General features: G+C 71.6%; 16 protein-coding genes. 6 read left to right on the top strand and 10 right to left on the bottom strand.

Annotated elements, in window-relative coordinates; translation table 11 throughout:
• Positions 1-23: 23 nt before the first annotated feature.
• The 9 genes from bla to AB0F98_RS11965 all read right to left on the bottom strand — a co-directional run bounded on the left by bla (position 24) and on the right by AB0F98_RS11965 (position 8,739).
• Complete coding sequence (gene bla / locus AB0F98_RS12005) at positions 24-962, bottom strand: class A beta-lactamase (protein ID WP_357732832.1); 939 nt, start codon at positions 960-962, stop codon at positions 24-26.
• A 266-nt stretch (positions 963-1,228) separates the two neighbouring features.
• The gene (locus AB0F98_RS12000) at positions 1,229-2,458 is read right to left on the bottom strand and encodes an ROK family protein (RefSeq protein ID WP_357733551.1); all 1,230 of its coding nucleotides are present in this window, start codon (positions 2,456-2,458) and stop codon (positions 1,229-1,231) included.
• 106 nt (positions 2,459-2,564) lie between these two features.
• Entirely contained in the window at positions 2,565-3,668 is a 1,104-nt protein-coding gene (locus tag AB0F98_RS11995) for a sugar-binding protein (RefSeq protein WP_357732829.1), read from the bottom strand.
• A 52-nt stretch (positions 3,669-3,720) separates the two neighbouring features.
• Positions 3,721-5,019 carry a multiple monosaccharide ABC transporter permease gene (gene mmsB, locus AB0F98_RS11990; RefSeq protein WP_357732826.1) on the bottom strand — a complete coding sequence of 433 codons (1,299 nt, stop codon included), beginning with the start codon at positions 5,017-5,019 and terminating at the stop codon, positions 3,721-3,723.
• A complete protein-coding gene (gene mmsA, locus AB0F98_RS11985; protein ID WP_357732823.1) occupies positions 5,016-6,563 on the bottom strand; it encodes a multiple monosaccharide ABC transporter ATP-binding protein in 1,548 nt (515 codons plus the stop codon). Before mmsA ends, mmsB begins: the two co-directional genes overlap by 4 nt.
• Before the next feature lie 431 nt (positions 6,564-6,994).
• Entirely contained in the window at positions 6,995-7,375 is a 381-nt protein-coding gene (locus AB0F98_RS11980) for a YccF domain-containing protein (RefSeq protein ID WP_357732820.1), read from the bottom strand.
• A 61-nt stretch (positions 7,376-7,436) separates the two neighbouring features.
• Positions 7,437-7,727, bottom strand: a complete 291-nt coding sequence (locus AB0F98_RS11975) for a BON domain-containing protein (protein ID WP_357732817.1) — start codon at positions 7,725-7,727, stop codon at positions 7,437-7,439.
• 61 nt (positions 7,728-7,788) lie between these two features.
• Entirely contained in the window at positions 7,789-8,355 is a 567-nt protein-coding gene (locus tag AB0F98_RS11970; RefSeq protein ID WP_357732814.1) for an STAS domain-containing protein, read from the bottom strand.
• Positions 8,356-8,427: 72 nt separating this feature from the next.
• A complete protein-coding gene (locus tag AB0F98_RS11965) occupies positions 8,428-8,739 on the bottom strand; it encodes a hypothetical protein (protein WP_357732811.1) in 312 nt (103 codons plus the stop codon).
• A gap of 228 nt (positions 8,740-8,967) precedes the next feature.
• Here AB0F98_RS11965 and AB0F98_RS11960 point away from each other — a divergent pair, with 228 nt between their 5' ends.
• The 5 genes from AB0F98_RS11960 to AB0F98_RS11940 all read left to right on the top strand — a co-directional run bounded on the left by AB0F98_RS11960 (position 8,968) and on the right by AB0F98_RS11940 (position 14,079).
• On the top strand, positions 8,968-9,642 hold the full coding sequence (locus AB0F98_RS11960; RefSeq protein ID WP_357732808.1) for a response regulator transcription factor: 675 nt from the start codon (positions 8,968-8,970) through the stop codon (positions 9,640-9,642).
• Positions 9,639-10,994 (top strand): HAMP domain-containing sensor histidine kinase, encoded by a 1,356-nt coding sequence (locus AB0F98_RS11955; protein ID WP_357732805.1) that lies wholly within the window; start codon positions 9,639-9,641, stop codon positions 10,992-10,994. Before AB0F98_RS11960 ends, AB0F98_RS11955 begins: the two co-directional genes overlap by 4 nt.
• Positions 10,991-11,554 (top strand): GerMN domain-containing protein, encoded by a 564-nt coding sequence (locus tag AB0F98_RS11950; RefSeq protein ID WP_357732802.1) that lies wholly within the window; start codon positions 10,991-10,993, stop codon positions 11,552-11,554. Before AB0F98_RS11955 ends, AB0F98_RS11950 begins: the two co-directional genes overlap by 4 nt.
• 82 nt (positions 11,555-11,636) lie before the next feature.
• A complete protein-coding gene (locus AB0F98_RS11945; protein ID WP_357732799.1) occupies positions 11,637-12,905 on the top strand; it encodes an MFS transporter in 1,269 nt (422 codons plus the stop codon).
• 76 nt (positions 12,906-12,981) lie between these two features.
• Positions 12,982-14,079 (top strand): SRPBCC family protein, encoded by a 1,098-nt coding sequence (locus tag AB0F98_RS11940; protein WP_357732796.1) that lies wholly within the window; start codon positions 12,982-12,984, stop codon positions 14,077-14,079.
• Between the two features lie 57 nt (positions 14,080-14,136).
• On the opposite strand, the gene AB0F98_RS11935 is transcribed toward AB0F98_RS11940, so the two are convergent.
• Positions 14,137-15,729 carry a GMC family oxidoreductase N-terminal domain-containing protein gene (locus AB0F98_RS11935; protein ID WP_357732793.1) on the bottom strand — a complete coding sequence of 531 codons (1,593 nt, stop codon included), beginning with the start codon at positions 15,727-15,729 and terminating at the stop codon, positions 14,137-14,139.
• Between the two features lie 193 nt (positions 15,730-15,922).
• On the opposite strand from AB0F98_RS11935, the gene AB0F98_RS11930 reads away from it, so the two are divergent.
• The gene (locus AB0F98_RS11930; protein WP_357732790.1) at positions 15,923-18,733 is read left to right on the top strand and encodes a family 78 glycoside hydrolase catalytic domain; all 2,811 of its coding nucleotides are present in this window, start codon (positions 15,923-15,925) and stop codon (positions 18,731-18,733) included.
• Positions 18,734-18,778 lie beyond the last annotated feature (45 nt).

The raw sequence follows: 18,778 nt of genomic DNA, 5'->3' as shown, positions 1-18,778 counted from the left end.
GGAGAGGGCCGGCGGCACCCAGCTCAGGGACGCAGCGCGCCGACGACGATCCGGGTGGCCCGGGCGATGAGCGCGTCGTCGTACGCGGCGTTCTCCGCGTCGCGGCTCGACATCACGGCGAGGACGATCGGCGCTCCCTCCGGCGGCCAGAGCACGGCGATGTCGTTGCGGGTGCCGTACCCGCCCGCGCCGGTCTTGTCGCCGACCGTCCAGCCCGCGGGCACACCGGCGCGGACCAGGGCGTCACCTGTGGTGTTCCTCCGCAGCCACCCGTTGAGGACGTCCCGGTCCTCCTGACTCAGCGCGTCGCCGACGGTGTACGCCCGTAGGTCCGTGGCGAAGGCCCGGGGTGTGGTGGTGTCCCGCCGGTCACCGGGCCGTCCCTCGTTGAGCGCCGTCTCGAAGCGGTCGGCTTCCGTGATCGTGTCGCCGAGCCGGCGTAGCTCCCGCTCGAAGCCGTCCGGGCCGCCGAGCTGACGCAGCATCAGGTTGGCTGCCGTGTTGTCGCTGTACCGGACTGCGGCGTCGGCCACGTCGCGCAGCCGCATCCCTGTCGCGACGTGCTGCTCGGTGATCGGGGAGTGCGCCACAAGGTCGCTCCGCGAGTACCGGACGACCTGGTCGAGCTCGGCCGCCGAGGTCCGGTCGAGCAGCACGGCGGCGGCCAGCGCCTTGAACGTCGAGGCGTACGCGAACCGCTCGTCGGCCCGGTGCCGCACCGTCGTCCCGGTCCCGGTGTCGACGGCGAAGACGCCGAGGCGGGCGTCGAAGTCGGTCTCCAGCCGGCGGAACTCCCGATCCACGGCAGGAGGTGTCGGCGGCGCGTCGGTGGCGGGGGCCGACGAGGCACCCGGCGTGGCCGGCGCGTCGGGATCGGCGTCCGGTCCGCAGGCCGCGAGCGCGGCGAGGATCGTCGCTGCGCAGGTCACGGCGGCACCGCCGCGGACGCTCGGGAATCCCATCGCCGTACCTCCAGGCATCGTGGACGTGGCCAGCATCGCTGACGACAGGGAACACGCCCGGACGCCGACCGCGGGTTGCATTCCCGGTGACGTCCGCGCTGGAGGCGGCGACGTCGACCGTCTGTCGCGCGGACGTCTCGCCGTCTTCGCCGGTCGCGTTCGGGGCCCGGGTGGCGGCCCGGACGTGCGGCGGCGAATACCGGCGGTGGCGCGGACGTGCGGCCGCCCACGGGTCGGGGAACGCGACCCGGGTGGCGCCGGTCGGGTCAGGCGGCCGTGCCGATGTGCAGCGGATCGGCCAGCAGGTGCGCGAACGCGAGCTCGGCGGCGCCGATCAGGGCGGCGTCCGGGCCGAGCGCCGCGGGTAGCAGCTGCACGTGCTCGCGGGAGGCCGGCAGCGCCAGCTCGTCCAGGCGCTGCCGGACGACGTCCGCGCCGGCCAGGTAGACCTCGCGCAGCGACCCGCCGAACACCACGGCGTCGGGGTTGACCACGTTGACCAGGTTGGCCACGCCGAAGCCGAGCCAGTCGGCGACCCGCTCGACCGCGGCGGTCGCGGCCGGCTCCCCGTCGGCCGCCGCGCGCAGCACCTCGCACACCCCGTCAGGCGTACCGGGGTCACGCCCGGCGTGCCGCAGCAGCGCGGCCTCGCCGATCTCGGTCTGCCAGCAGCCACGGGAGCCGCATTCACAGGGCAGGCCGTCGGGGTTGACCACCATGTGGCCGACCTTGCCGCTGCGACCTCCGTGGCCCACGACGAGCCGGCCCTCGATGATGATGCCGGCGCTGACGCCGCTGGATCCGTGCAGGTAGATGAGGTCGTCCACGTCGGCGGCCACGCCCCGGACGTGTTCGGCGAGCGCGGCGATGTCGGCCAGGTCGCCGGCGAGGACGGTGGGTCCGGTCCGGCCGTCGCCGAAGGCCGCGCCGATCGCGGCGCGCAGTCTCTCGTCCGGGCCGCCGATGCGAATCCGTCCGTCCCGGTCGCGGGTCGTGTCGGTGACGGCGACCGCGATGCCCACCCGGATGGAATCCGCCGCGACGTCGCGGTCCATCTCGTGCGCCAGGGCGGTCAGTGTGTCGACGGCGTCGACGGCGGACGTCCCGGCTGGTCGCGGGGTGTCACGAAGGTCGAGGACGCGACCGCCGAGGCCGATTCGGGCGGCGCGCAACTTGTCCGGCTCGATGCTGAGCGCCTGCGCGTACACGCGGCTCGAGCGGGGGGTCACCACGAGTGAGGGGCGGCCGCGGCGGGTCGTGACGGGCGCTCCCTCGGTGACCAGGCCGGCGGCGGCGAGGTCGGCGGCGAGCGCGCCGATGGTGCTGCGGTTGAGGCCGAGCCGCGCGGTCAACTCGGCCCGGGAGGTCGGACCGTGGACGTGGACGTGACGCAGCAGGGCTCCGAGGTTCTGCCGGCGGATCTCCTCCTGGCTGGCACCCGACGCGGGGGGCGCCGGGACGGCCGGGGTACCACCGGTCCGGTGGAGAGCGGACAGCGGGGGGCGCACAACCGCACCTCCTTCCGTCTGTCGGTGCCGTCGGCTCCAGGAAGACGAAGGGTCCCGGAAATATCCGGGACCCGACGTCTAACTGCGGTGCTACTTACTTGGTCAGCGGCGCGAGCTTCGGGTCGTTCGCGTACGCCTCAGCCGCGTTCGCCTTGGTGACGGCGACCGGCGGGAGCAGGAAGGTGTCGACCACCTTCGTGCCGTTGTTGTAGGTCGTGGTGTCGTTCACCTGCGGGGCGTTGCCGGCCTGCAGGGCCTTCACCATGTCGATGGTCTGCTTGACCAGGGTGCGGGTGTCCTTGTTGATCGTCATGTACTGCTCACCGGCGACGATCGACTTGACCGACTCGACCTCCGAGTCCTGACCGCTGACAACCGGGACCGGCTTGCCGGCGCCCTTCACCGAGGTGATGATCGCGCGGGCCAGGGTGTCGTTCGGGGAGAGGACGCCGTCCAGCTCCTTGTTGCCGTAGGTCGAGGTCAGCAGCTGGTCCATGCGGGCCTGCGCACCCTCGGCCTTCCAGCCCTGGATGGCGGTCTGCTTGATGTCCTTCTGGCCCGAGGCGACGACAAGGTTGCCCTTGTCGATCTCCGGCTGGAGAACGCTCATCGCGCCGTCGAAGAAGACCTTCGAGTTGTTGTCGTCCGGCGAGCCGGAGAACAGCTCGATGTTGTACGGGCCGTTCGGCTTCTTGGCCTTCATGCCGTCCAGCAGGGCCTGACCCTGGAGCTGGCCGACCTTGAAGTTGTCGAACGCGACGTAGTAGTCGACGTCCGGGCTGTTCAGGATCAGCCGGTCGTACGCGATGACCTTCGCGCCGGCCTCGTGCGCGGCGGCGACCTGGGTCGACAGCTGCGCGGCGTCGGTCGCGCCGATGACGATGACCTTGGCGCCCTTGGTGACCATGGACGTGATCTGGGCCTGCTGGTCGGCGACCGTGGTCGACGCGCCCGCGTACTGCACGTTCGCCTCGAAGCCGGCCTCCTTCAGGCCGTTGGTGAACAGGTCACCGGCGAGGACCCAGTTCTCCGAGGTCTTGGCCGGGAGGGAGACACCGATCAGCGAGTTGGCCGGGAAGCCCTTGGTCTCGCTGCCCGAGCCGCCGCTGGTGCCCTCGTCGCGGCCGGAGCCGCAGGCGGTGAGGGCAAGCATCGCGATGGCACCGACGGCCATCGTCTTGCCGAGAAGCTTGCGCATTGGGGTGGTTGCCTTTCTTGAGGGTTGGTGTGTGAACTGCGGCCGGCGGGCGTCAGCCGGCGACCGTCGTCTTGGCGGGTTCACGCTCCGCGCCGGACGATGGCGTAGGTGCGGCCGGCCCTTCCCGGCGGAAGGACTTCGTGAGACTCCCGATGATCGAGAACCGTCCCTGGCGCTTGTTGTAGACGTCGACCGCGACGGCCAGCAGCAGGACCAGGCCCTTGATGATCTGCACCTTGTCGGTGCCCACACCTTCGAGCTGGAGGCCGTTGTTGAGTACGGCCATCACCAGACCACCGACGATCGAGCCGCTGATGGTGCCGATGCCGCCCGCGACGGCCGCGCCGCCGATGAAGACCGCGGCGATCGCGTCCAGCTCCCAGCCGTTACCGTCCTGCGGGCCGGAGGCCGCCGAGCGGGCCACGAAGATCATGCCCGCGAGCGCGGCCAGGACCGACATGTTCATCATGACGAAGAAGTTGACCCGCTTGAGCTTCACGCCGGACAGCTCCGCAGCGCGGGAGTTGCCGCCCACCGCGTAGATGTGCCGGCCACCCGCGGTGTTGCGGGTGTAGAAGGAGTACGCCAGCACGAGCGCCACCAGGATGATGCCGGAGACCGGGAAGCTGGTGCCGACCCGGCCGCTGCCGAAGCGCAGCGAGATGAAGATCAGCACGCCGACCATCACGGCCATGCGCAGGATCGAGATCCACATCGGGATCGGGTCGGCGTTCATCTCCTTGCGCGTGCGGCGCGCCGCCAGCTCCCGCCACACCACCGCGATGCAGCCGGCCAGGCCGAGCAGCAGGGTCAGGTTGTTGTAGCCGGTGTTCGGGCCGGTCTCGGGCAGGAAGCCCGAGCCGATCACCCGGAAGCCCTCCGGCACCGGGATCGTGTTCGCGTTGCCGATGAACTGGTTGCCGCCGCGGAAGAGCAGCATGCCCGCCAGGGTCACGATGAACGCCGGCACCCCGATGTAGGCGACCCAGAAGCCCTGCCAGGCGCCGATGACCGCGCCGATCGCGAGGCCGAAGAGAATCCCCAACGGCCAGGGCAGGTTCCACTCCGCCATCGCCTTGGCCACCAGGATGCCGGTGAACGCGGCGATCGAGCCGACCGAGAGGTCGATGTGCCCGGCGACGATCACCATCAGCATGCCGATGGCCAGGATCAGGATGTACGAGTTCTGCTGGAACAGCGCGATCAGGTTGTCCGACCGCAGCGTCAGCCCATCGGTCCAGATCTGGAAGATCAGCACGATCACCACCAGGGTGGCGATCATCCCGAACTGGCGGGCGTTTGAGGTGGTGCCTCCGAAGAGGTTCTTTTGAAGATCCTTGAGTCGGCTCATCGTGTCTGCATCTTCTTAGTCGAGGTCATCAGCTTCAGGAGGGTCTCCGGGTCTGCGTCCTGCCGGGCGACTTCGCCGGTGATGGTGCCTTCCGACACCGTGTAGATGCGGTCGCAGAGCCCGATCAGCTCAGGCAGTTCCGAGGAGATGACGATGACGCCCTTCCCCTGGTCGGCGAGCCGCTGAATGATCCCGTAGATCTCGTACTTGGCCCCCACGTCGATGCCGCGGGTCGGCTCGTCCAGGATCAGCAGGTCAGGGTCGGTGAACATCCACTTCGCCAGGACGACCTTCTGCTGGTTGCCGCCGGAGAGCTTACTGACGCCCTCGTCGACCGTCGGGGTCTTGATGTGCAGGCTCTGGCGGTACGCCTCGGCCGCCCGGTACTCCTCGACCTCGTCGAGGACGCCGTGATGCGTGATCTTGGAGAGCTTGGCGGCGACCGTCGACGTCTTGATGTCGTCGAGCAGGTTGAGCCCGATCGCCTTGCGGTCCTCGCTGACGTACGCGAGACCGTGGGCGATCGCGTCCGCCACCGTCTTGAGGACGACCGGCTTGCCGTCCTTGATGATCGTGCCGGACTGGTAGACGCCGTAGGAGCGGCCGAAGATGCTCATCGCCAGCTCCGTGCGGCCCGCGCCCATCAGGCCGGCGAAGCCGACGATCTCGCCGCGGCGTACGACGAAGTTCGAGTGCTTGGCGACCAGCCGATCGGCGGAGATCGGGTGCCGGACGGTCCAGTCACGGACCTCGAAGAAGACCTCACCGATCTTGGGCGTGTGCTCCGGGAAGCGGCTGTGCAGCTCCCGGCCGACCATGCCGCGCACGATCCGGTCCTCGTCGACGCCATCGCCCTTGACGTCCAGCGTCTCGATGGTGTGGCCGTCGCGGATGATGGTGATCCGGTCGGCGATCGCCTCGATCTCGTTCAGCTTGTGCGAGATGATGATCGAGGTGATGCCGCGCTCGCGGAAGCCGCGCAGCAGGTCCAGCAGGTGCTGCGAGTCGTCCTCGTTCAGCGCCGCTGTCGGCTCGTCGAGGATGAGCAGCTTGACGTTCTTGGCGAACGCCTTGGCGATCTCCACGAGCTGCTGCTTACCGACACCGATGTCCTTGATCAGGGTGTCCGGGTCCTCCCGGAGGCCGACCCGGGCCATCAGCTCCAGCGCCTGCCGGTTGGCGGCCTTCCAGTCGATCGCACCGTTCTTCCGCGGCTCGTTGCCGAGGAAGATGTTCTCGGTGATCGACATGTGCGGGATGAGGGCGAGCTCCTGGTGGATGATCACGATCCCGGCCCGCTCGCTGGCCCGGATGTCCCCGAAGCGGGATACCTCGCCCCGGTAGACGATGTCGCCGTCATAGCTGCCGTGCGGATAGACCCCGCTGAGAACCTTCATCAGCGTGGACTTGCCTGCGCCGTTCTCCCCGACGATCGCGTGGATCTCACCGGCGCGCACCACCAGGTTCACGTCGGACAGGGCCTTGACCCCGGGGAACTCCTTGGTGATGGAGCGCATCTCCAGGAGGATCGGTACGTCGCTCATTGTTCGCACCACCTCGCCAACGTCATGGATGCCTCCGGGAAGCGTCTGGCCCTACTGGTTTTGTTGCCGTCGGCAACGTATTCGGACCAGAGGATCATTCGCAAGCTGGGGGCCCGCCAATTCCGTAACAACCCGGTAATAATGACCCCGCGTCCGCCCTGGTCACCACGACGGACGGTGCGATCCGTGCCACACCCATAGCAGATAGTGACGGTGGGCATACGCTCGTCGTCGCATCTGCGGGCCTGGCTCGGAACCGGTGTCCTCCGGTGCCGGCCGCGCGGCAGGCATGATCATGGCAGGCCGTTCTGAGGGCTCGACATCGCCCTCTCATGCGTGTACGGTACGTGCCCGCTTGCAGGTGAACGGCGGCGATGCGCGGTTTCCGCCGGCACGACCGGTTGGTCGGTTTCCGCCCCGGCGGAGCCGGCTCAGGGGGTATCGACGATCTCACGTCCCAGCGGCCAGAACGCCGCCGGCACCAACTTGAAGTTGGCGATGCCGAACGGGATACCGATGATCGTGACGCAGAGCGTGATCCCGGCGACGATGTGCGACAACGCCAGCCACCAGCCTGCCAGCACCACCCACAGGACATTGGCCAACCCCGACGCGACACCCGCGCCGGGCTTCGGCGCCAGGGTGCGGCCGAACGGCCAGAGCGAGTAGTTCGCCAGGCGTAGCGCGGCGACCCCGAACGGGATGGTGACCACCAGCACGAAACAGATCAGCGCGGCGATGCCGTAGCCGATCGCCAGGACGATGCCGCCACCGAAGATCAGCCACAGCACGTTCAACACGAAACGGATCATGATGTACAGCATGACCGTCGTGCGCCACGTCGCCCGAAGGCGGTGGGTGGGGCCAACCCGATCAACCCCGTACGCGCCGACGGCCCGGCGGGCGGAGGGTGTTGCAAACGTCGAGGACGCCCGTGACGTCCCACGCGAGCTCACCGGCGACCCGGCGGACCTCCAGGTTGGCGACCGTGCCGGAGAGGATCACCACCCGGTTCTGCACCGTGACCTCGATCTGCTGGTGGCGGGTGGTCCAGTCGATGCCCAGCCGTTGGGCGACGAGCGCGGCGAGCCGCACGTCGTCGCTCGCCGGCCCCGGTTCCTGGAGGTAGCGGTACAGGGCGTCGTCGGGCCAGGGCAAAATCATCGTTCCTCCGAGGGGGGGGCAACTGGGCGGATCCGGCTCGAGGTGGCCGTGCCGGGCTGGGTCAGGGCGAGGTGTCGGCGAGCCCGCGTAGGGCCGCCGCGCGGCTCTCCACGACGGGAAAGATCCCTTCGAGGCGCATGGTGTGCAGCACGGTCAGGACGAACCGGGACGGCGCGACCAGGCAGAGCGTGGTGTCCCGCTGCCGCGCCTCCTGATGGGCGCGGACGAGAAGGCCGAGCCCCGCTGAGTCGATGACCTGCACCTCACTGAGGTCGACGAGGACCCGGCCGCCGTGCTCCACCGCCTCCCGCAGCGCGCGCCGGAGCAACTCCTGCGGATCGCGTTCGGTGGCGGCCGGTTCGACGCCCACCTCGTCCAGGTAGTCGATCCCGAGCGCGCGTTCCTGCCTGACGAGGTCCCCGACGGTCGTGCCGTCCTCGGGCAGGTTCAAGCTGCACCGGGGGCAGTGGTGCGGGCCGGAGGCGAAGGGGGAGCCGACCCAGTCGTTGGAGAACACCAGCGTCCAGACGACCTCCGCGTCCGGAAGGACGGGAGCCACACCGGTGATCGTGTCGCCGCAGCCGTCGCAGATCAGTGTCATCAGGTGATCCGCAGGTACTACGGTCATCGCCAGTTCCTTTCGTTCGTTCCGCCGGCCGCCACCGGAGGCCGGCGGGGTGGCCCGCGGGTGAGCGGTTCGTCAGTGGCGTCGGCCGGCGTCGGGTGGGTTCGAGACGGTCGAGTGGTCGCCGTCACATTGGCCGGCCGTCAGGAGAGCGAGCAGCACCGCGCCCGCGGCGCATCCCGCCTGGATGGTCAGCCGCGGGCCGGGAAGTTCGATGATGTCCGTGCCCGCCAGCCGCGCGACGATCGAACCGAGTAGCGCGGCGGCCACACCGAGGGAGAGCGTCAGCCAGAGCGGCGCCGCACGCCGCCCGGGTACCGCCCATCGGCCGATCATGCCGACGGCGAGCCCGACGACCAGCGCGCTGACCAGCACCCTGCCACTCACGTGCCCCTCCCTTCGTCGCGTCGCCGGACGGGCGACCGGCGGGCCGGACGAGAGGCTCGTCCGGTGCCGCCCCGCCGGGTGGGATCGCAAAGGGCGGCGGGGGACCCGAATACCACCCTCTGTAGCGATCTTGGAGATGGCCGCTCGGTTCCATGACAGTTGTGTGACAAATCAGGGGAACGGCGGTCACGGTTGGGCGAGCCCGCGCCGGTTGGGGATGATGCCGGTATGACGGCCGTTCTGGTGATCGAGGACGACGACCGTATCCGGCTGGCACTGCTGCTCGCGCTCGAAGAGGAGGGTTACCGGGCGTACGGGGTGGCGACCGCGGAGGAGGGGCTGCAACGGCAGCGCGCCGACCCGGCGGACAACGTGCTGGTCGACCTGATGCTTCCCGGCATGGACGGTTTCGAGTACATCCGGCAGCTACGCCGCGACGACGACGTGCCGATCGTGGTGGTCAGCGCCCGGGACGACACCCACGACATCGTCGCCGCGCTCGAGGCCGGCGCCGACGACTACGTGGTCAAGCCGGTGGCGATAAAGGAACTGTCGGCGCGACTGCGGGCGCTGCGGCGTCGGGGCCGCGTCGGGACCACGCCGGTCAGCAATCACATCATCGGCGAGCTGGAGGTCAGCCCGGACGCGGGGGAGGTACGCCGGGCCGGGCAGGTCGTGCCGGTCACCCGGACCGAGTTCCGGCTGCTCTGCGAGCTGGCCGAGCACGTCGGCCGGGTGCTGTCCCGCCGGCAGTTGCTGCAACGCGTCTGGGGTTACGACACCGGCGACGAGCGCCTGGTCGACGTACACGTGGGACGGCTGCGGCAGAAGATCGAGGACGACCCGGCCAACCCCCGGCACCTGGTGACGCTCCGGGGCCTCGGCTACAAGCTGCAACGATGAAGCGCCTCGGACTGCGCGCTCGGGTCACCGCCGCTTTCGCCGTCGGCGCGCTGCTGCTGGCCGCGTCGATGGCGCTCTTCTCGTACGACCTGACCCGGCACTCGCTGCTGGAGGAGCGCGAGCGGACGGCGGTACGCGCGGCCTACTTCGACGCGGCCGTGGTGCGCACCGGGCTCGACACGGAGGACCCGGACGTCGTGGAGGTGCTTCGGTCCCTGGACACCGGCACCGGTCGCCGTCCGCTGCTGCACCGCGACGGCCAGTGGCACAGCCGTTCCGCCGAGATCGACGGCAGCCCCATCCCGGCGGAGCTGCAACGCGTCGTCCGCTCCGGCGAGGCCGCGGTGCAGCGGATCATGGTGGCCGGGCAGCCCACCCTGCTCGTCGGCGTCCCCGTTTCCGACACCACCAGCTACTACGAACTCACGTCGCTGCGCGAGGTCGCGCGGACGCTCCAGGTGGTGGCGCTCACGCTGACCGCCGTGGCCATCATGACCGCCGGCTCCGGCGCGGCCCTCGGCTGGTACGCGACCCGGCACAGTGTCCGTCCACTCACCGCGGTGGCGGACGCCGCCGAGCGGATCGCGGCCGGCGACTACACCACCCGTCTCGACGCGGCCACCGACCCGGACCTGACCCGGCTGTCGACCTCGTTCAACCGGATGGTCGACGAGCTGGTGGAACGCATCGACCGGGATCGCCGCTTCGCCGCCGACGTCAGCCACGAGCTGCGCTCGCCGTTGCAGACCCTGGCCGCGGCGGCGAGCGTCCTGACCCGCCGGCGGGAACACCACGACGAGCGCACGGCGACCGCGGCACGGCTGGTCGCCGAGGAGATCAGCCGTTTCCAGCGCCTGGTCGACGATCTCATCGAGCTCGCCCGCACCGAGCAGCCCGCGCAGCGGGAGCTCGTCGACGTGGTGACGTTGGCCCGGGAGACCTGCCGGGCACGCGGCCTCCCCGACGGCCTGGTACGCGCCGGACCCGGGCCGGCGACCGAGTGGCGGGTGGACCGGCGTCGGTTCGAGCAGATCCTGCTGAACCTGCTCGACAACGCGACCCGGTACGGCGGCGGCGCGGTCGCCGTCCGCCTGTGCCTCCGGCCGCCCGACACGGGTGTGCTGGAGGTGGACGACGACGGCCCCGGCGTGCCCGCCGCCGACCGGGAGGTGATCTTCGACCGCTTCGTCCGTGGCCGGGCGGCGCACGCCCGCGCCAACAGCGACGGTACGGGGCTCGGACTGGCGCTCGTCGCCCAGCACGCCGCAGCGCACGGCGGACGCGCGGGCGTGACCGAGCGTCCGGAGGGCGGCGCGAGGTTCCGGGTCGAGCTGCCGGGGGTCCTGCCGTGAACCGCCGCCTCCTGGCCGGGGCACTGGTCGTCGGGCTGCTCGGCGGCTGCGGGGTGCCGGTGGACGAGGAGCCTCGCCGCGTACAGCCGCCGCCCGGTTCGTTTCCCACGACGGGTACCGCCGGCCCGACGGCCGCCTCGGGGCGGGCCACCGAGACGCTCTGCTTCGTCCGCGAGGACCGGCTCGATCGCGCGGTACGGCGGGTGGACGCCCTGCCGGGCGTCGACGTCCACCTCCAGCACCTGCTGGCCGGGCCGGCCGCCGGTGAGCGGGAGGCCGGCTTCGCGAGCGCGCTGCCCGGCACGGTCAGCGTGGCAGGGGTACGGACGGACGGCACGATCGCCGAGGTGGACGTCCGGGCGGCCGGAGAGGAGACGGGCCGCAGCGACGAGGTGCTCGCCTTCGGTCAGATCGTCTGCACGCTGACCACCCGGCCGGACGTGCGGCGGGTCTCGTTCCGGCGCGACGGGCGGCCGTTGGACGTACCGCGGGGCGACGGTTCCCTCTCCCGCGACCCGCTCGGCGCCGCCGACTACGCGCCGCTCATGCCGGTGCGCTGATCCCGTCGCCCGGCGCAGGCCTCGGGAAGCTTTGCCCTCGGCCGTCCGATCCTGGGACGCTTCGGCCCGGTACCGTGCGGCAATGAGCCGTGGCACGACGACGACCTCTCGCTCGTTGTGGCGGGACCGCGCCTTCAGCACGTACTGGTTCGCGCAGTCGCTCTCGGCCGCGGGCGACGCGTTCGCGTTCCTCGCCGTCCCGCTGCTCGTGCTGCACGCCACCGGGTCGGTCGCGCAGATGGGTCTGCTGACGGCCGTGGCCGGCGCCGCGTCCGTGGGCGCGGGGGTATTCGGCGGCGTCCTGGTCGACCGGTACGACCGGCGCACTCTGATGATCGTCGTGGACGTCGTACGCCTCGTGCTCTACGGCCTCATCCCACTGGCCTGGCTCGCCGGGCCGCAGGTCTGGCTGCTCTTCGTCGTGCTGCCGATCTGCGAGGCGGCCGGGATGCTCTTCCAGATCGCCGCGGTCGCCTCGGTACCGGCTCTCGTGGACCGGGACCGCATCACCGAGGCCAACGGGCGATTGCAGGCCAGCTTCGCGCTGACGGCGGTGGCCGGGCCGCTGCTCGCCGGGGTGGTCTCCGCCCGGGTCGGCCCCTCGGCGGCGCTCGCCGTCAACGCGCTGAGTTTCGCCGTGTCGGCCGTCGGCCTGCGGATGATCCGGTTCCGGCCGCGCAGCGAGGTACCAGGCGTCGCCCAGCGGGAGAAACCGCTGGCCGAGTTCCTCGCGGGAGCGCGGTTCCTCTGGCGGCAACCCGTGCTGCGCGCCCTCACCGTGCTGCTGGCGGTCTTCATCTTCCTGACCTACGGCTTCACCGATGTGCTCGTCTACCACGTCAGGCACGACCTCGGCGGCACCGACGGCACGGTCGGCGCCGTACTCGGTCTGGCCGCGCTGGGCACCGTCGCCGGGGCTCTGCTGGTGGCGCCGCTGCGCCGCCGTCGCGGCTTCGGCACGGCGTGGATCGGTGCGCAACTGTTGTGCGGCCTCGCCCTCGCGGGTGTTGGCCTCGTGGGCGACGTGCGCGCCGTGACCGTGCTGACCGCCGTGTACCTGTGCGGGATCAGCGTCGGTGGCATCTCCTCGATGTCGCTGCGGCAGGAGATCACCCCGGACCATCTGCTCGGCCGGGTCACATCCGCCTTCTGGAGCACCCACTACTCGCTGGGACCGGCCGGCGCCGCCGTGCTGACCTGGGCGGCGGGACGGTTCGGGGTCACCGCCGTGATGCTCGTGGCGGGCGCCGGTTGCGTCCTGGTCGCGCTCGGTGGACTGTGCACCCCGATCCGTGGCGCGGGCACGCCGCGCGCCGCACGACAGACCGAGCCGGCGCCGGTCGGGATCTGACGACGTTTCGCATCCGATGGGCCGGAATGGACCCCCGTGCCGTGCGAGCGACCACGCTGGATCGTAGAGTCTCGCCGTGATCGAGATCAGTGCGCAGGTCGACCTGTTCCACCCTGCCGACCGGGCCTGGCACGCATTGACCGACCGGGAACTGCTCGGTCGGTGGTTCGCCGACACCACGGCGGCGGCCGACGCGCCGGGCCGGCTGCTGTTCGCCACGGCGGCGCTGCCCGGCTTCGACGACGTCGTCGGAGCCGAGGTGGTCGAGCAGCGGGCCCCGGAGATGGTCACCATGCGGTGCCTGGAGGCCGGCCGCCGGAGCCTGCTCACCTGCACGCTCACGCCCACGGCGGAGGGCTGCCGGCTGTCGTTGCGGGAGACCCTCCAGGACGGAGAGTGGACCACCGAGCTACGTGCCGCCCGGGCACAGAGTTTCCAGCAGGCACTGGCCAACCGGCTGCCCGCGATCCTCGACTGGTTCGCGTTCCAGCAGGTCGATCTGCGCCGCGGCGAAGCCGGGATGACGGCCGAGCTGCCGGTGCTCGAGTGGGTGGGCGCGACGAAGCCGCGCGGCCGTCGGGGAGCGGTGCTCCTCGCCGCCGGGGTCGGTGTGTTGCTCGCCGGCGGCGCGGCGGTCTGGGCGCTGGGGTCGGAGCCGCCGGAGCAGACCGGGGCGCAGGAGCCGCCCACGCCGACGGCGACCACGACCGGCTCGACGGCGGCCTCGAGTCGTCCCACCCCGGCCATCTCGTCCGCCCGGCCGAGCCGTGCGGGGAGCCCGAGCCCGCGGCCGAGCCGGACGCCCACGGAGAAGCCCTCCCGCACGCCCGGCTCCGCGCCACCGCCACCGCAGCCGCCCGGACCGGTCATGACGGCGCGCTACGAGACCGTCAACAGCCGACTGCTCGGTTACACCGGCGAGGTGGTGGTCACCAACCCGGGCGATGTGGCGGGCGCGGACTGGACGGTCGTCGTGACGTTCTCCGACGACAGCGAGATCGGCAAGGTCAGTGGTGCCGATGGGCGGCAGGACGGCCAGACCGTCACCTTCACCGGGCCGGCCTTACCGGCCGGCGAGTCGCAGACCATCCGGTTCGACGTACGCGACTCCGCGGCGTTCGCGAAGGGACCCGCGAGCTGCGCGATCGACGGCAGGCCCTGCGAAGGGCTGTGAGCCCCGGGTCGGTTCGGGCCGCAGCCGTCGGCCTGATGACATGCCCCGCCTCGCGCGTCAGCGACCCAGGATCAGGTCGGCGGCCCGCCAGGCCAGGGCCATCACCGGGGCGTTGAGGTAGCCGGAGACCAGCACCGGCAGCACCGACGCGTCGACGACCCGCAGCCGCTGCACGCCGCGTACGCGCAGCTGCGGGTCGACCACCGAGTCGTCGCCCGGGCCCATGCCGCAGGTGCCCACCGCGTGGTACCCGCAGTAACCGTTGTCCAGCGCGGCCCGGACGATCTCGTCGTCGTCCTGGACGCTCGGGCCGGGCAACGTCTCCGCCGAGATGCGCTTGGCGATCGGGTTGGTGGCGAACAGCTCCCGCATCCGTCGGAAGGCGCCCACCGCGACCCGCCGGTCGTCCGGGTGCTGGAAGTAGTTGGCGACGATGCGCGGCGACGCGCCCGGGTCGGCGGAGGTGATGGCGAGGCCGCCCTCGCTCTCCGGCCGGGTCACCGTGACCAGGCCCATCAGCCCCGGCTCGCGTTCCAGCTCCAACGCCCGGCCCGGCCGGCGTGGCGCGGCCGAGAACGGCGCGAGCAGCACCTGCGCGTCCGGCCGGTCCACCCCCGGGCTGGAGCGGATGTACGCCCCGACGTCGGAGACCGGCAGGGCGAGCGGCCCGCGACGGGTGAGCACGTATCGCAGCGCGGCCATCGCCTGGCCGGTCCCGCTGCTGAGCGCGGCGTTGTAGCCACCCGGGGCGGCCAGCCGGAACTGCAGCGGCACGGAGCGGTGTTCCCGTAGCCCGGCACCCACCCGGGGGCGGTCGAGCAGCACGGGGACACCTGCCTCGCGCAGCGTGCCGGCCGGGCCGATGCCGGAGACCTGGAGCAGTTGCGGTGAGGCGAGCGCGCCGGCGGCGAGGATCACCTCGGCCGAGGCGTAGCAGTCGACGACCTCACCCCGCTGTTCGGTGCGTACGCCCAGGGCCCGTCCGTTGTGGATCAAAAGGCGGAGCACCACCGTGTGCACGGCGACGGTGAGGTTGGGCCGGTCGCGTACCGGGTGCAGGAACGCCTCGGCCGCGCTGATCCGGCGACCGTCACGGATGGTGGCCGTCAGGTAGCCGATCCGATCGTCGTCGTCGGCATTCAGGTCGTCGACGCGCCGCCAGCCCAGCTCCTCGCCGCTGGCGATGATCTCCTCACAGAGTTCGTCGGTGCCCGTGGCGGTGGAGAGGCGCAGCGGACCGCCCGCGCCACGTACCTCGGAAGGGCCGAGCGGGTTGTCCTCCAACCGCTTGAAGATCGGCAGCATGGTGTCCCAGCCCCAGCCGGGATTGCCGAGGCGCTCCAACTCGTCGTAGTCGAGCCGGTCGCCGCGCCCGTAGACCATGCCGTTGATGGAGCTGGAGCCGCCGATGATTCGGCCGCGCTGCCAGACCTCCCGCTGCCCCGGTGCGACCTCGGCGGGGTAGTGCCAGGCCGTGCGCCGGTCGTCCATCAGTTTGCTGAAGCCCTTGGGGATGCGGACGTAGGGACTCCGGTCCCATCCACCCGCCTCGACCAGCAGGACCCGGGTCCCCGCGTCCTCGGTCAACCGGTTGGCGAGCACGCAGCCGGCCGCACCCGCGCCGACCACTATGTAGTCGTACTCCTGCACGAGGCGTCCCCTCTCGCCGGCATCGCCGGGACATACGGTAGGCCCTTGATCACGCAACGGGAAGAGCCGTCGCGTCTACGTGAACGATCGTCGATCTCCGCAGTGGCCGGATCTGGCCACGAGGGACACCTTCACACGACGCTGACGAGCACGTAGCCTGCCTGAAACGATTCATTGGGTGGAGGAGGCAGGCGTGATCCCTCGGATCGTCGACCACCGGCCGCTTTCCGGACGACGCCGAACGGTCGCCATGGCGGCAGCCGCCACCGTCGTCGGGACCGTCCTCGCCGGGGCGCCACCGGCGTCCGCCGCCCCGGGGCACGCTCCGGACGCGCCCACCGCCCTCACGGTCGACGACCGGCCCCACCCGCTCAACGTGGAAGGCCCGCCGCGGTTCGGCTGGCTCCCGCGCGACGCCGACCCCGGTGAGGTGCAGACCGCCTACCGGATCACCGTCTCCCGGCCGGGTGGCGCTCCCGTCTGGGACTCCGGCAAGGTCGCCTCCGACCAGCAGTCGTACGTTCCGTACACCGGGCCCGAGCTATCCGCCGGAGCGGCGTACCGGTGGACCGTACGCACCTGGGACCGCACCGGCCGGCAGTCCCCGGCCGCCAGCGGCGAATTCGAGACCGGCATCGCCGACGGCCAGTGGGAGGGCGCCAGCTGGATCCGCCGCGCGACCACGGAGGCGGACGACTACACCCTCGCCCGCACCGAGGTCCGGCCCGCCGCCGGCCGCGTCGTGCGGGCCCGCGCCTACACCTCGGCCGACCACACCTACGAGCTCTACCTCAACGGTGTCCGCGCCGACCGGGGCACCTCCTTCGGCTACCCGGGCGAGGACTACTACCAGGCCGTCGACGTCACCCGCCTGGTGGCCGCCGGCAAGCCGCTGGCCATCGGGCTGCGCTACCACTGGTACGGCAGCGGCCAGGGCCGTCCCGCCGGGTCGCGCGGCGTGTTGCTGAAACTGGTCGTCGAGCACGCCGACGGCACCCGCGAGGTGTTCGTCACCGACGGGTCCTGGCGGGTCGCCCGGGACGGCCGGTTCGTCGCCGGCGCCGAGCGGCGCAACGGCGAGGGGGACCGGGTCGAGCGGCAGGACGCCCGGGGCGAGGTGACCGGCTGGACGCGGCCCGGATTCGACGACGACGTCGCCCCGTTCAGCGCCGCCGAGGTCGTCGGCGCGCATCCCACCGCATCGTCGCCGCACCTGATCGGCCAGGAGACCCGGCTGGCGGAGCGGACGGTCGCCCCGGTCGCGCTGCGTACCGCCGCCGACGGCACGGTCGTCGCCGACTTCGGCGTGGTCGTTCCCGCCCGACCGGTCGTCCGGTTCCATTCCGGGGTGGCCGGCCACCCGGTCCCCATCCGGGCCGGCTACACCCTCACCGACACCGGCCGGGTCGCCACGTCCACCCTGCTGTCGCAGGGCACCGACATGAGCTTCCCCTACATCCAGACCGACGGAGCGCAGGAGTTCCAGGCCTTCACCCACCTCGGCTTCCGTTACCTGGAGATCCCCGACGCCGGCGAGGACATCGCGCTCGACGACGTCTCGGCCGTCGTGGTGCACACCGACGTCCCGGCCGGCGCGGCGGCCACCTTCGCCAGCTCGGACGCCACGCTGAACGCGGTGTGGGCGATGATGGCGCGCTCCGCGCTCTACTCGGTTCAGGAGGCGTTCGTCGACACCCCCACCCGGGAGAAGGGGCAGTTCCTCGGCGACGCCGCGAACATCTCCTACGCCACCATGGGCGCGTACGGCGAGCGCGACGCCACGCAGCAGGCCATCCGGGAGTTCCTCCGCTCGGCGGCCCGCTACTGGAACACCGGCGACGACCGGGGCCGTTACAACGCCGTCTACCCCAACGGCGACGGTAAACGGGACATCCCCGACTACTCGCTGATGTTCGTCGACTGGGTGTGGCGGTACTGGATCGAGACCGGCGACCGGGCCCTGCTCGCCGAGGCGTACCCGGCCATCCGGGACACCGCCGACTACGTGCTGCGCCACATCCCGGCCACCGGCCCCACCGCCGGCCTGGTCACCGAGCTGGCGGGCGGCAGCGGCGCGTACCGCTTCGGCATCGTCGACTGGCCCGAGCCCGGCCGGTTCGGGTACGACATGAGCGCGGCGGCCCGCACCACCATCAACGCGCAGGGCGTCGACGTGCTCCGCACCACCGCCCGGATGGCCGCGGCGCTCGACCGGCCCGCCGCCGAGGTCGCCACCTACGACGGGCACGCCGCCGATCTCACCGAAACGATCAACGCGAAGCTGCGCCGGGCCGACGGCGTCTACGTCGACGGGCTGTCGGCCACCGGCGAACCCAGCCCCCACGCCGGTCAGCACTCGACCTCGTACGCCATCGCGCACGGAGTGGCCCCGCGGGCCGACCTGCCGGCCCTGGCCGAGCACCTCGCGTCGATGGGCATGAAGCAGGGGCCGATGACGGCGCACTGGCTGCTGCGGGCGCTGGCCGACGCCGACCGTCCGGACGCGGTGCTGCGCCTGCTGACCAACGACGACGACCTCGGCTGGGCCGACATCCTCGCCCAGGGCGGCACCTTCACCTGGGAGGCGTGGACCCTCGACCCCGGCAGCAACTTCAGCCAGTCCCACGGTTGGGGCGCGCAGGCCGTGGTCGACGTGCAGGAGACCCTGCTGGGGGTGCGTACCGCCAGCCCGGGCGCCGCCCGCGTCGACATCGCGCCACCCGCCGTGGGCCTGGACCGCGCGTCCGGAGTCGTGCCCACCCAGCGGGGGCCGGTGCGCCTCGACTGGCGGCGTACCGGCGCCGGGCTGCGGGCCGACCTCGACGTGCCGGTCAACGTCACGGCCCGGGTCTCCCTGCCGGTCACGGCCGCGAAGTCCTACCGCTCGGCCGGACCGAGCAAGGCAACCTTCCTCGGGATCCGGGACGGCCGGGCCGTGTTCGAGGTCGGTTCGGGGCGGTCCAGCTTCCACCCGGTCTCCGCGCCGGCCGCCCAACCCCGCTGACCCACCGGCCGGCCCGCCGCGGCCGTCGTCGTACAGAAGGGTGAG

Source organism: Micromonospora sp. NPDC023737 (genome assembly GCF_040639715.1).
Classification (GTDB): domain Bacteria; phylum Actinomycetota; class Actinomycetes; order Mycobacteriales; family Micromonosporaceae; genus Micromonospora.
This window is presented reverse-complemented; position numbering and strand designations above follow the sequence as displayed.